This is a genomic window from Alteromonas sp. ALT199, from assembly GCF_018619335.1.
Classification (GTDB): domain Bacteria; phylum Pseudomonadota; class Gammaproteobacteria; order Enterobacterales; family Alteromonadaceae; genus Alteromonas.
This window is the reverse complement of the sequence record NZ_JAHHDX010000016.1, coordinates 44,300-57,920: the sequence shown is the minus strand read 5'-3', so window position 1 is coordinate 57,920 and position 13,621 is coordinate 44,300. Positions and strand designations below refer to the sequence as shown.

The 13,621-nt window shown below is 43.7% G+C and carries 9 protein-coding genes; 4 read left to right on the top strand and 5 right to left on the bottom strand.

Going from position 1 to position 13,621, the window contains the following annotated elements:
• Positions 1-336: 336 nt before the first annotated feature.
• From phoU to KL866_RS02375, 4 genes are all read right to left on the bottom strand, one after another.
• Positions 337-1,053, bottom strand: a complete 717-nt coding sequence (gene phoU / locus KL866_RS02390; protein ID WP_014948403.1) for a phosphate signaling complex protein PhoU — start codon at positions 1,051-1,053, stop codon at positions 337-339.
• 171 nt (positions 1,054-1,224) lie between these two features.
• Complete coding sequence (gene pstB, locus KL866_RS02385; protein ID WP_214993078.1) at positions 1,225-2,031, bottom strand: phosphate ABC transporter ATP-binding protein PstB; 807 nt, start codon at positions 2,029-2,031, stop codon at positions 1,225-1,227.
• Positions 2,032-2,046: 15 nt separating this feature from the next.
• Positions 2,047-3,606, bottom strand: a complete 1,560-nt coding sequence (pstA, locus tag KL866_RS02380; RefSeq protein ID WP_025256407.1) for a phosphate ABC transporter permease PstA — start codon at positions 3,604-3,606, stop codon at positions 2,047-2,049.
• On the bottom strand, positions 3,599-5,776 hold the full coding sequence (locus tag KL866_RS02375; protein ID WP_214993075.1) for an ABC transporter permease subunit: 2,178 nt from the start codon (positions 5,774-5,776) through the stop codon (positions 3,599-3,601). Before KL866_RS02375 ends, pstA begins: the two co-directional genes overlap by 8 nt.
• Before the next feature lie 210 nt (positions 5,777-5,986).
• Here KL866_RS02375 and KL866_RS02370 point away from each other — a divergent pair, with 210 nt between their 5' ends.
• From KL866_RS02370 to KL866_RS02355, 4 genes are all read left to right on the top strand, one after another.
• On the top strand, positions 5,987-6,493 hold the full coding sequence (locus tag KL866_RS02370) for a glycine cleavage system protein R (protein ID WP_214993073.1): 507 nt from the start codon (positions 5,987-5,989) through the stop codon (positions 6,491-6,493).
• Between the two features lie 293 nt (positions 6,494-6,786).
• Positions 6,787-8,859: a polyphosphate kinase 1 gene (gene ppk1, locus KL866_RS02365; RefSeq protein ID WP_025256410.1), complete on the top strand. Its 2,073-nt coding sequence runs from the start codon at positions 6,787-6,789 to the stop codon at positions 8,857-8,859.
• Between the two features lie 16 nt (positions 8,860-8,875).
• On the top strand, positions 8,876-10,438 hold the full coding sequence (gene ppx, locus KL866_RS02360) for an exopolyphosphatase (protein WP_214993070.1): 1,563 nt from the start codon (positions 8,876-8,878) through the stop codon (positions 10,436-10,438).
• 147 nt (positions 10,439-10,585) lie between these two features.
• A complete protein-coding gene (locus KL866_RS02355; protein WP_214993067.1) occupies positions 10,586-11,353 on the top strand; it encodes a transporter substrate-binding domain-containing protein in 768 nt (255 codons plus the stop codon).
• A gap of 51 nt (positions 11,354-11,404) precedes the next feature.
• Here KL866_RS02355 and KL866_RS02350 read toward each other — a convergent pair whose 3' ends face one another.
• Positions 11,405-13,531: a S9 family peptidase gene (locus KL866_RS02350; RefSeq protein ID WP_214993064.1), complete on the bottom strand. Its 2,127-nt coding sequence runs from the start codon at positions 13,529-13,531 to the stop codon at positions 11,405-11,407.
• Positions 13,532-13,621 lie beyond the last annotated feature (90 nt).

Genomic DNA, 13,621 nt, shown 5'->3' with positions numbered 1-13,621 from the left:
AATCGCTCCCGATCTAAACGCGATTTAGGCTGGACGCTACTTGAGTAAGTAGCATGATCCCTTCACCCCAAGGGCAAGAGAATGAAGTTAAAGACAAATTGTGTTTTATCATAAGGTTCGATTAAATTTTGCACGATCTGTTCTTGGCTGCGGCGCATGATAACGTAATCGTCATAGAAGCCATAGCGAAAATCACCGAAAAACGATAAAAGTATGCGGAATCATTTGAATACGATGATAAATTCACCAAATATTGCAGTTTTATGACAAATTAATTTCGCAAACAATCATATTTAATTACTGATACGCAAAATAACACTGACCATTTGGACAGGATTACGTCAAATCTTCTAGTTTTTGCTGCATATTTTCCAGCGGCGTATGCCTTACATCGGTACCGCGAGTGAGATAAACCACATACTCACACACGTTTTTACATCTATCACCAATTCTTTCTAGCGAGCGCATAGCCCACAAAACATCCAGCCAATCCTGCATATCATCTGTGCTTTTCTGCATTTCTGACGTGGTGTAGGACAATAACCTCTTGTACTCACTGTCAATACGGTTGTCTTGGTCGTACACTTCTAGTGCCGCCGCTTCATCCTGACGGGCAAAGGCATCGAATGTACCGCGCATCATTGCCGCTACCCTCTCACCAATAAGCAGCATGCTGCTTTTAATGGTATCCGAACTTGGCAGCTTATTGCGCGTTACTAGTTTGGCGATACGTTCTATTTCATCGCCCATTCGCTCAATGTCGGTAATGGCTTTAGAAATGGTCATAATTAAACGCAGGTCACTGGCGGTAGGGTGACGCTTGGCAATAATGCGCAAGCACTCTTCGTCAATTTGAATTTCCATGGAGTTAATTTTTAAGTCATTTAACACCACTTTTTCAGCCAGAGCGGCGTGATTGTGCTTCACCGCTTTTAAGGTATCTACCAGCTGCTGTTCAACTTCACCGCCCATGGTCAATACCGAGTTACGCAAGTTTTCTAACTCAATGTTAAATGTACCTGAGATGTGAGTATTTAAGGCTACCTGTCGCATGGCGATTTCTCCTCGCGGCTTAAGCTTGGTAAGTAGCATTCGAATAAAGTGCTAATGTTTTTCGTTTGGTCATTATGACAAACCGCTTTGCCCTCAAGGCAGTCAGCAGCACTGCGATGAAATACAGTGTCGATGCAAAGCTCCATATCAGAACTAACACTCATTTCTGCATTATCCATAACGTCCCGTTATGTAGTCTTCGGTTTGCTTCTTATCTGGCATGGTGAACAAGGTGTCACTATCTGCATACTCTATCAGCCTGCCCTGATGGAAAAAGGCGGTATAGTCGCTTACCCGCGCAGCTTGTTGCATGTTGTGCGTCACAATAATAATGGTGCACTGCTTTTTGAGTGCGTCCATCAGCTCTTCAATAAAAAGCGTGGTTAAGGGGTCGAGGGCCGACGTGGGCTCATCTAAAAGCAAAATGTCAGGTTTTAATGCCAATGCTCTGGCAATAACTAAGCGCTGTTGCTGACCACCAGATAAGATATGAGCAGAGTCAAATAGACGATCTTTTACCTCATCCCAAAGTGCGGCTTGTTTTAATGCGCCTTCAACGGCATCGTCTAAATGTCTGCGAACCTTCACGCCTTGAAGCTTAAGTCCGTAGCACACGTTCTCATAAATGCTCATAGGAAAAGGATTAGGGCGCTGAAATACCATCCCCACATTCGTTCTAAGGCGAGACACATTGACTTTTCGACTATTGATATTTTGACCATCAATAATGATTTCACCCGTGTACTTGCAGCCGTCATATAAGTCGTTAAGACGGTTAAAACAGCTTATGAGTGTAGACTTTCCGCAACCACTTTGACCAATTAACGCCGTAATTTTGTTTTTGGGTATTCGCATGCTGATGTCATTTAACACATGCTTACTACCAAACCATAAGTTTAGTTTTTTCACCTCCACTGCGGTTTGTGCTCCACTAATGTCGTTAACGTTTAGCGTATTGTGTTCAAACAACTTCAACATGTTATAAAACCTGTATTATCCTTTGATATAGCGTTTGCGCAGGCGCGCTCTAAGTATCACTGCCAGTATGTTTAATACAAAGACCACTACGAGTAAAAGCAAGCAGGCGGCAAACATCATACTTGCACTTTTCCCATCGGTTTGGCTGTGAAAAGCACCGTCATAAATAAGTACACCCAAATGCATAAACTGCCTATCAAGGTGGAGGTAGGGAAACTCACCATCTATGGGTAGCGATGGCGCAAACTTAACCGCCCCTACAAGCATTAAAGGAGCGACTTCCCCTGCCGCTCTTGCGATGGCTAGAATTACGCCAGTCATAATACCGGGAGACGCGATAGGTAATACAGTACGTACTAACGTTTCAATTTTGGTTGCACCTAATGCGTAACTCCCCGCTTTCAAACCTTCTGGTACGCGGCGCAAGCCTTCTTCAGTGGCAACAATCACAACAGGTAAGGTTAAAATAGCCATAGTCAGCGCTGCCCAGAATACGCCAGGACTACCCATGGTTGGCGCGGGCAGTGTTTCGCTAAACAATAGCTCATCAATACTGCCGCCCAAGGTATACACAAAGAAGCCAAGCCCGAATACACCGTACACTATAGAAGGAACCCCGGCCATATTACTTACGCTAACACGAATAATTGTGGTTAGCGCGGTATTGGGTGCATACTCACTTAGGTAAATAGCGGCTAGCACACCAAAAGGCGTTACAATTATGGTCATTAAAAAAACCATGAGCACGGTACCAAACAAGGCTGGGAATACGCCGCCAGAAGTATTAGCCTGCTTCGGGGAATCGCTAAGAAACACCCCAATTTCTGAAAACACTACCTGCCATTTTTCGAACGTACTTAAACGGCTTACGAAATCCACATCCTGAATACTTGAGATGGGGATAACAAAGGGCGTACCGTCTGCAAAACTCACCAGCAAGGTATACTCAGCCCGTGTGTCTTCCAGCGCTTCTACTCGTTTTTGGTACTCGTTAAATGAAGCAACTAAGCGCTCTCTTGCCGGTGCATCTTCAACAACATTACGTTTATCAAACTGAGACAGCGCTTCGTGAATAGGCGCGAGGTGCCGGGTATTGAGCGCTTCAATTTGTGCGCTAATCTGTGCTACTTCTTCTATTACATTATCAATATTATCTAGAGTTTGAGGCGGCTGGGACGGTACAACGATGTATTCAGGTACCGCTAAAACACGCCTACCATCTATCAGCTTAATTTCTGCGCTCTCTTTCGCAAGTAGCGTATCATTCACCTGACCGCGAGATAACTGAATTTGAAAACCATATGGATGCTGAGCATCCGAATACTTAAGGGTAATGTCGTTATTTGATGGATCATCATATAGGTTTGCAAGTACTGAGAACGTGGAGCCGTCTTGATATTTGCCCTTTACGGTGTAGATAGGCTCTGGCCAAAAGTAAGCGGTACCGCGAAAACTAATCAGTATTAGTACACTCACAAGCGCAATCAGTAACAAACTAGTAAAAAAAGCGGTTAAGCTAATGACTAGCGATTGGCGTTGGACTGCATTTAAACCAAAAGATACTTGATTAGCCATAGTACGCCCTTCTTCTTATACGCTGTCGCAGTAGCTCTGCTATGGTGTTTACTATGAAGGTGAACACAAACAAAATGCACGCGGTGAAGAATAAAATTTGGTAATGCGCTGAAGACACATCAGCCTCAGGAAGCTCAATTGCCAAGTTAGCAGTAAGTGCTCGCAAACCTTCTATAAGCCCCCAGCTGGAGATTGGCGTATTCCCCGTTACCATAAGTACTATCATAGTTTCGCCAAACGCTCGCCCGAAACCTAACATTATTGCGGCAACAATACCTGGTAGGGCAACATGTAGCACTACATACAGCAAAGTTTGTAGTCGGGTCGCTCCCAATGCGAACGAAGCGTGTTTTAAATCGGTTGGCACACCGTTAATAGCGTCTTCAGCTAAAGAATAAATACTGGGTGAAATAGCTACACCCAACGCTAGGGCTACCACTATGGTTGTTTTTCCAATAGGACTATCTGATTCTGCCGCTAGCAACGTAAACCCATCAACCCCCATCAGCGAGAAGATAAGCGATGGCGCATATTCCACACTGACAAAACCTAAAAGGAACACGCCACCAACTGCGAAGAATAACTCTGCACCATGCCTTAACTTCTTAGGTAAATACTCCGCTACGGGGCGCTGCACTAGTGCAACAGCGATAAGTACAAAGGGAATAACAATAAGAAAAAAAGCAAAAGAAAATAAAAACTGCTCAGCCTTTGGCGACAACCAAATAGCCGCGATAAAACCTATAAGAACACTGGGGATAGCTTCAAGCAGTTCGATGGCGGGTTTAACAATGTTGCGCAATCGGCTTTTAGCGAAAAACGCGGTGTAAATCGCGGCGCCGATAGCAACTGGTATCGCAATAAGCAGCGCCAAAAAGGAAGCTTTAATACTGCCTATTAAAAGCGGGGTTAAGCTGAATTTTGCCTCTTGAAAGTCAGAGGCATGGGTAGTTTGCCATACGGTTTCTTCAATTTCATACCCCTCATAGTGCTGAGGTTCAAACAGCGATGTCCACGTAGTAATACCGCTTAAATGCTTGCCTTCCCACACCGACAAGGCGTTGTCAGAGTAGCTGTAAAGCTTATTCCCATACCAAATGATGTTCTTAGCGGTACCTTCTATTTGTTGTGAAGCCACCACATCGCCAGACACTCGGTTTACCAATAACACCCTTGATTCATCTGTCAGCAAAGCCACTAAGTTCATACTGGCATGCTCCGCTACGTCCCTGACTGTTTCTCCTGGTAGCGTTATTTGATAGGTTTGTTCAAAGGTAAGGCCTTTTTCGCTTTTGCTAAACACCCAGCGAGTAAGCGCCTGTGTTTTGCTGTTCATTAAGAAAAAAGTGCGATCTTTAGCAAGAGGAAAAACAATTTTTTTATCTAACGACGCGGTTATGCCTTCAGCAATGGGCAGTAGTGATGCTCCTTTATCACCGAGCCTGTTAAGGTAAAGGGCATCATCCACTTGAAGTAATACGCTCTTGCTCCCAGGTAGCAATACTAACCTGTCGATATTGTAAAACCGTTTATCAACCACCTGGGTAGGGCGCAGCCGATTTACCCATCGAATAAATACACTGTGTCCGTGGAAGATAGACACCACAGCCCATTTTGAAGAAAGAGCGATACCCCAACTACTACGGTTATTCCACTCGTTTTTAGGTAGTGCAAACGTAATATTACTTGCCAACGCAGCTCGCGGCGCGCTGGTCGCAAAATCCACCCCACTGCTGTCACTCATATTGAAAGATCTTACTGGTAAGATTCTCACTTGAGCACTAGGGGAGACATCAACAATATAGTTCTCTCCCATCACGCTGTGGGCCGACAACCTATGTTCACAAGGACGAATATAATCGTGATTACTCACCAGAGCATCGTCTTTAAGCAACTTTAATCCCAATCGACAGTCAGACTTTCTGACCAGCAAAGGCTGACTGTTAACAATGTCGCCTGCGCTGATAATCGCTTCATTGTCTGGCGTTTTCACACTCAAGAAATGATTTAAGCTAGGGGTGTATGCCAAAGGTAAAGCTTGGCTTATAAGATGGGTAATAAGAATAACGAGGGTTAACAAAACAAGGCCACCAAAGCCCGTCACTACATAGCGTGACCACTTATCGCTGCGCTGGCGTTTTTTGTTTGTGCTGTTGCTGTCGAAAATCATGTGGCTGTTTAGTAATTCTTATTTTCGAAATTCTTCATTTTTAAGAAGAATAACCCTAAATTTGCACTGGAGAGCAGTGTAAGTTTTGTTATGCTAATAGCAAGTGAAAGTTTATAGCATTACCTTCGCGCAACCTATTCTGCGCCTATGGTATTACCCAACAGGAAGACGATCAAAGTTTTTCTCTACACGCCCTATAAGGAGCACTGTATGCAATCATTAGTTATAAGCATCATGGGTAAGGACAAGCCAGGTTTAGTAGATGCACTCGCTAAATCTGTATATAAACATGAAGGCAACTGGCAAGGATCAAGTTTTGCACACATGGCAGGCATGTTCACCGGCTTCGTAGAAGTGCATGTTGCCGATGAGAACAAGCAAGGCTTAATTGATGCGCTAAACGCCATTAGGGATTTGTCGGTGCAATCTGTTGCAGTTTCAAGTAGTGAGAATAGTAATACGACTAAGTTAACCGTTGATGTAATGGGTAATGACAAAACCGGCATAGTGCAAGAGCTCACTTCTGTTCTCAACCAGTTTAACTTAAACATTCTCACTTTTGCTTCTCATTGTGAGAGCGCGCCTAACTGGGGCAACCTTATATTCAAAGCAAAAGCAGAAATCGCAGTAACTGAAGATTTTGACGACGGCGCGTTGCAAGATGCGTTAGAGTCGCTAGCTAACGATTTAGTAGTAGATATTACCGCAAAGCGATAATAATAAGGGCGTGAGTGTAATAACACGCGAGGGGCTTCTAACACAGAGTCTTAAAATCATGCCCACAGTATTAATACCAGTCCGCATAGCTAATTACCCACTCAGCGAGACTTAAAATGTTCGTAATCGCGGCGTGTTACCGCAGGTATAGTAGCTATGCGGATTGGTATAAGAGGTAACGGAATCACCGCAACGTATTGGGTAGGCCTTAGTGCCAGAATACGTGTTGTCACAGTAGTGTCACTGACTGATGTCAGTCTTTGACCATTTTTCTAAACGTGAATTGAGACATTATGGATAACGACGTTTTATATTATCCCAAAGAGCTAAGCTGGCTATCGTTTAACGAACGTGTATTGCAAGAAGCCGCGGATAAGAATAACCCTGCAATAGAACGCATTCGCTTTCTTGGCATTTACTCTAATAACCTTGATGAATTTTATCGGGTACGAGCGGCAGATGTTAAACGCCTAATCACCATTGCGCAAAACGATGGGAACGAAGAAGAAGCAGAGCGCCTTACCGACCTAATGGCGCAAATACAAAAGAAAGTGGTACAGCTTTCTGAAAAGTTTGACCATATCCACAAAGATGTCGTAAAAACCCTTGCCCGTTACAATATTCACATTCTGCGCAAAGATGACTTAGATGATTATCAAAAGCAGTGGGTACGCAACTTCTTTATCAATAAAGCAATGCGCCACATTGCGCCTATTCTTATTGATAAGAAAACAGATCTGCTAAGCCGCTTAAACGGTAACTCTGTTTATTTATATGTTGCGTTACGTAGAAAAGACCGTAACCCTAGATTTGCCGTTATTCAGGTTCCTACCTCTGAAATGTCACGCTTTACGCTGATCCCTCCGCAGAAAAGCCGTAAGAAAAAGAGCATTGTTATGCTCGACGACATGATTCAACTGTGCATTGAAGATATTTTCCGCGGGTTCGTCAAATTTGACGAAATTGAAGCCTACTCGTTTAAAATGACCCGCGACGCGGAATATTCGATTAATGAAGAAATTGACGAAAGTTTCGTTGAGAAAATGTCAGAAAGTATGAAGCAGCGTCTAATTGCTGAGCCTGTGCGCATTATTTACGACACAGACATGCCGGAAGATATGCAGTATGATCTTCGCAAACGTCTTAAAATTACTAAGCTTGATACCATGCACGCTGCAGGGCACTATCGCAATTTTAAAGACTTCATTGGTTTCCCAAATGTAGGGCGCGATTATCTAGAGCACGCGCCACTTCCTGCAATCGATAGCAATGCATTTTCTAAATACAACACAGTATTTGATGCAATTACTGCAAGGGATATTTTACTGTATTACCCCTATCACCGCTTTTTGCACTTTACAGAGTTCGTGCGTCAGGCCGCATTCGACCCTAACGTAAAATCAATTCGAATTAATATTTACCGCGTGGCAAGTAATTCTCGCATAATTAACTCATTAATTGACGCGGTAGATAACGGTAAAAAAGTAACGGTAGTCGTAGAGCTTCGCGCACGCTTTGACGAAGAAGCAAATATCCAGTGGTCTAAGCGCATGACCGATGCGGGAATTCGCGTTGTCCTAGGCGTACCAACCCTCAAAATTCACTCCAAGCTGTGCATTGTTACTCGCGAAGAACGGGGCAGTTTAGTGAACTATGCGCACTTTGGTACGGGTAACTTCAACGAAAAAACGGCAAAAATATATACCGATTACAGCTTATTTACCCGCAATCAAGAGCTTGCTAACGAAGGCGTGGGGGTATTTGACCTTATTCAATACCCTTATAGGCGCTACAAGTTCCAGCACCTGCAAATATCGCCGTTAAACGCCAGAACCAAAATCCAGTCGCTAATTCGACAAGAAATTCAGCATCTAAACCAAGGACAGGATGCGCAAATTACCTTTAAGATTAATAATCTTGTTGATAAAGAACTTATTGATGATTTGTACCGCGCAAGTCAGGCCGGGGTTAAAATCCGCGGTATTGTACGCGGTATGTGCTCACTTAATCCTGGAATAAAAGGAATAAGCGAAAACATCGAAATTATCTCTATTGTAGATAGGTTCCTTGAACATCCTCGCGTGATGATTTTTGAAGGCGGTGGCGAAAGAAAAGTGTATATTTCATCTGCTGACTGGATGACCCGAAACATGGATAACCGCATAGAAGTAGGTTGCCCAGTGTATGATAAAGGTCTTCAACAGCGCATTGTTGATATAATGGAGCTACAATTTAAAGATACCCTGAAGGCTCGAGTAATTGACAAGGATCAGAGCAACAAGTACGTTCCTAGGGGTAATCGTAAAAAACTTCGCTCGCAAATAGAAATTTACGACTATTTGAAGAAGCTAGAAGACACTTTGTAGGATAGAAAATTAATACATGACCCAGCACGAATCAATTTTTAATGACGTGGAAACTCGCGAAGTCAGTAAAGTCGCAGCACTAGATATTGGCTCGAATAGTTTCCACTTAGTAGTAGCACGTATTGTTGCTGGGTCTGTGCAAATTCTGCATAGAGTTAAACAAAAAGTTCGCTTGGCCGAAGGGCTCAACGAAGACGATATATTGTCTGATGAGGCAATGGAGCGCGGGCTAGCTATGCTTAAAGTGGTAGCAGAAAGCCTTAAAGGCTTTGAGCCTGACTCGGTTAGAATCGTCGCCACTCACACACTGCGTAAGGCTCGTAACGCCCGAGACTTTATTAGCGCAGCAAGAGACATCCTCCCCTACCCTATAGAAGTTATTTCTGGAGTAGAAGAAGCGCGTCTTATTTACTCAGGTGTAGCCCATACTAATCACGCAGACGGTCAACAGCTGGTAGTTGATATAGGCGGTGGCTCAACAGAATTTGTTATTGGCGAAGGGTTTACACCTTTGCTTTGCCGCAGCCTTCAAATGGGGTGTGTTAGCTATACCAAACGCTTTTTCCCAGACGGAGAGCTAAAACCTAAAGCGTTCAACCGTGCAATCACGGCTGCGCAGCAAGAGCTTGAGTTAATTGACAATAAGTACCGCAGACTTGGCTGGGTCCAATGTATTGGTACGTCGGGCACCATCCGCTCGCTGTTCACCCTTTGCCAGCAAGACAGACCCAATGGCCACGATATCCCGGTAACGCTTAAAAGTTTGCGCAATTTAATGAAGCAATTCACAAACGCAGGGCATATAGACAAGCTAAGTTACCCAGATTTAAGTGAAGATCGTCGTGTGGTTATCGCTGGCGGCCTCGCTATCCTTATCGCCGTTTTCAGAGCGCTAGAAATTGAAGGTCTGGTGTATTCTCCAGCGGCATTGCGCGAAGGTGTGCTTTATCAGATGGAAGATGAGTTACATCACGCGGACATTCGCGGCAGAACCGCGAGCAGTTTGGCAACCCGTTACGATGTAGACACATCACAGGCAACTATGGTGCTCAATACAACGCTTTCACTTTTCAATGATGTTGAAAAAGAATGGAAGCTTAAAGGGCGCGACTTTAAAAGTATGCTCGGCTGGGCAGCGTTACTTCATGAAGTTGGCATGCAAATTAACTCTCGAGGCATACAAAAACACAGCGCCTATATACTTGGCAACGTCGACATGCCTGGGTTTACGCAAGAGCAACAGTTACTGCTCGCTACCCTAGTACGTTTCCATAGAAAGAAAATTCGTACTAATGAACTACCTACTTTTAATTTGTTCGATGGCCAATCGGTAAAACACCTAATAGCTCTACTGCGTTTGGGCGTGCTGCTCAATATAAAACGTCAAGAAGGCTTCGTACCAGAGCTTGTGGTAAGCGTAGAAAAAAACGAACTCACTATTACCTTCCCTGACGGCTGGTTGGATGAAAAGCCTATAATTTCTGCAGACTTGCTAAGAGAAAGCCACTATTGGAAAGCGCTAAACCTAAAACTTACGGTTTTACCCGATATCGCGCAGTTACATTCCGCTGTAGAATAGACATATACTGTTTAACAACATCCTAATCTGAACATTTTATAGGCAAATATCGATATTATTTGCCTATAATCCGAGTATACTACGCATTAGCATTACCTTATTTAAACCTTCGATTAGTGTTATTTCTATAGGTCCTTAACAGTATTTATGTTTCGTAGTATCTGTACATATTTGTTGCTGATCGTATGTTCATCAGCCTTTGCTTCGCCTAACCATGTCTATTTTCTCAGCGAGGTTACCCCGCCCTATTATTGGTATGACAATAATGGCAAACCGCAAGGGGTCAATGTAGACCTAGCTAATGCTCTAAAACCTCTGCTGCCTTTTAGCAGTTCGTTAGCACATATGCCCTGGGCACGTGCCTATCATGAGACACTTGAAAAACCAAACCTTGTGCTTTTATCACTATTAAAGACCCCAAAGCGAGAAAACCAATTTGAATGGCTAGCCGAAGTTAATCATGTTCAGGCAGCACTTATTAGGCTTAAGCGAAAAGACACAACGCTTATCAACTCATTAAACGATGCTAAGAGCTTTCGAGTTGGCTCAATTCGAGGCTACGCTTCAGCATTATATTTACAGCAGCATGGCTTTAAAGAGAAAAAAAACCTTGCTTTGGTCACAGAGCCAGAACAATTGTGGAAGCTGCTTTATAAGGAGCGGATAGACTTTGCATTGGCAAATTTCGAGACAGGTAAATACGAAATTAGCGATGCGGGGTTTAACCCTGACGACGCCACGAGCGAATATGTCATAGATGCATTGGGGGCAGATCTTTTTGTTGCTACCGGTCTAAAAACTGATAAAGACAAAGTGAAGTCGCTAAAAAATGCACTTTCAATTTTAAAAGCAAATGGCGAGTATGCTCGAATATTAAAAAAATGGGGCCTTGAACCGATTGAATCGGCGCAATAGCCCCATTTATCTCTAGCCACGCGAAACTAACGTTTCTAAACGTTGATTTAATTACTTGGCTTTGGCTTTGGCATCATCAAAGTGCGCGCTGTCGTACTTTTTAAACCACGCCAAAATATTTTCCACTTTACCAATCATTCGAGAAGGTTTAGAAGCAATCCCATGGGGCGAGCCGGGTACTTTCACCAGTACACTATCAACCTTTTGAAGTTTCAACGCTTGATAGAACTGCTCAGTTTCAGACATAGGCGTGCGTTTATCTTCCACACCCGTAATCAACATGGTAGGTGTAGTCACATTGCCTACAAGCGATAATGGCGAGCGCTTCCAATAATGCTCTACATTATCCCAAGGTTTACCTGGGAATTGGAAAGGTATCTGATAAAGGCCCGAATCGGCGGTTAATACCTTGGATAACCAATTAATAACGGGTTTTGCAACCACGGCTGCTTTGAATCGGTTTGTAAGTCCAATGGCATAGGCTGATGCAATGCCACCTGCTGAGCCACCCGTTATAAATAAACGCTCTGGATCGGCTATTCCTTTTTCAATCAGCGCGTCTACCCCAGACATATGGTCAGCAAAGTCGTACTCAGAGCTATATTTTCCCTGAAGTAGCAGTGCAAAGCGCTCACCATAACCCGTACTACCTCTGTGATTATTATAAAATACTACATAGCCTTCTGCTGCCATGCGCTGAAGTTCAGCAGTAAAAACGGGCCCATACGCAAGGTTGGGACCACCGTGAATTTCAAGAATAAGCGGATAGGTTTTTGAGCTATCATAGTTAGGCGGCAAAATGTACCAACCTTGAATTTCTTCGCCATCAATAGAAGATTGATAAACAATTTCTTTCACTTCGCCAAGTTGTTTGTGACCTAAAACATCTTCATTTAGTGCGGTAAGCTGTCGCTCTTTTCGCGTAGTGACATATAAATCTGCGGGACGGTCTGTTCGCCCTTTAGTGTAAGCCACAACATTGCCTACCGCATGATAAGTACCAAACACATAAGGTCGTCCTAACGTAGTGCCTCCGAGCCCCTTCGCTACGGCTTTTACATTGCCCGATAGCGATACCACATCCACTTGCGCTAAACCGCGTACTGACTGCTGAAAGTAAATACGTTTATTATCTTTCCAGTGAAGGTTAGACACCGAATTATCAATGTCTTTTGTTACGTTTCTTTGCCCAGAGCCATCGCTATTCATCACGTACAAGTAGCTATTTTTATACATCACTTTTTCATCGTCGCGGTGTGTATAGGCAATGTGCTTTCCGTCTGGCGATACAACAGGTGACGATTCTCGCCCTTTATCCTGCGTCAATTGTTCGATATTCCCCGTCATATCAACAGAAAATATATCGGCCTCAACTGGTTCATACTCCCAGTTATCACTACGGTTAGCAGAGAAGTAAATCTTTTTCCCGTTCGGCGCAAAACTTAAACGCCCCTTGTGATGATAATTACCCGAGGTTAACTGCCTTGCGGTGCCTCCATCAGAAGGGACAATAAAGATATGAGTATAGGCAGGGTCTAGTACACCTTTGCCATCAGCTTGATAACGCGCCTTAGTGATATATTGAAATTTAGGCGACCACTTTGCGCCTTCCGGCTTCTTCGGCATTTTAACGTCAAGCGGCTTTTCTTTGGCATCTACGCTCATGGTAAAGGCAATGTATTTACCGTCGGGTGACCATGTGATATTGCTTGGGCTTGATGTCACGTTTGTAACTAACGCCGTTTGCCCTGTATCCATCCAGCGTACATACAGTTGCGGTTTACCCTCTTCATTGGATAGGTAAGCTAATCGGCTGCCGTCTGGTGACCAGCGAATAGAATAGTAACTCTTTTTCGATGATAGTAAGGGACGGTTTGACTTACCATCAACCGACGCTAGCCAGACGTTCGCGCGGCTACTGTCTGACATGATATCGTTTGAACGGCGCACGTACGCGATATATTTACCGTTTGGGGATACCTGAACTTCGCTTACATATTCAAGGTTAAAGATATCTTGTGATTGAAAAAAGTTATTTTTCTTTGAGGTAGCGTCATCCGACTGAGAATTTGCAAGTACAGGGGAGGACAACATCAGTGCACCAAGACACAATAGCGCCAACGCCCCACTACGCCGCTTACTCATCTGATGTAATCGTCGGATTTTAAAAAAAGACATAGTTCACCTTTAGATTATGGTTATTGTTTTGCCGTTTTGTTTTGGCGGTGATCGCTCAATTTTCATCTTACTTAAATATCACCGCCTATA

Coding starts and splice junctions, on each gene's coding strand:
- ppx (WP_214993070.1), top strand. CDS start 8,876: ATGACCCAGCACGAATCAATTTTTAATGACGTGGAAACTCGCGAAGTC.
- KL866_RS02355 (WP_214993067.1), top strand. CDS start 10,586: ATGTTTCGTAGTATCTGTACATATTTGTTGCTGATCGTATGTTCATCA.
- KL866_RS02370 (WP_214993073.1), top strand. CDS start 5,987: ATGCAATCATTAGTTATAAGCATCATGGGTAAGGACAAGCCAGGTTTA.
- KL866_RS02375 (WP_214993075.1), bottom strand. CDS start 5,776: ATGATTTTCGACAGCAACAGCACAAACAAAAAACGCCAGCGCAGCGAT.
- pstB (WP_214993078.1), bottom strand. CDS start 2,031: ATGTTGAAGTTGTTTGAACACAATACGCTAAACGTTAACGACATTAGT.
- phoU (WP_014948403.1), bottom strand. CDS start 1,053: ATGCGACAGGTAGCCTTAAATACTCACATCTCAGGTACATTTAACATT.
- pstA (WP_025256407.1), bottom strand. CDS start 3,606: ATGGCTAATCAAGTATCTTTTGGTTTAAATGCAGTCCAACGCCAATCG.
- ppk1 (WP_025256410.1), top strand. CDS start 6,787: ATGGATAACGACGTTTTATATTATCCCAAAGAGCTAAGCTGGCTATCG.
- KL866_RS02350 (WP_214993064.1), bottom strand. CDS start 13,531: ATGTCTTTTTTTAAAATCCGACGATTACATCAGATGAGTAAGCGGCGT.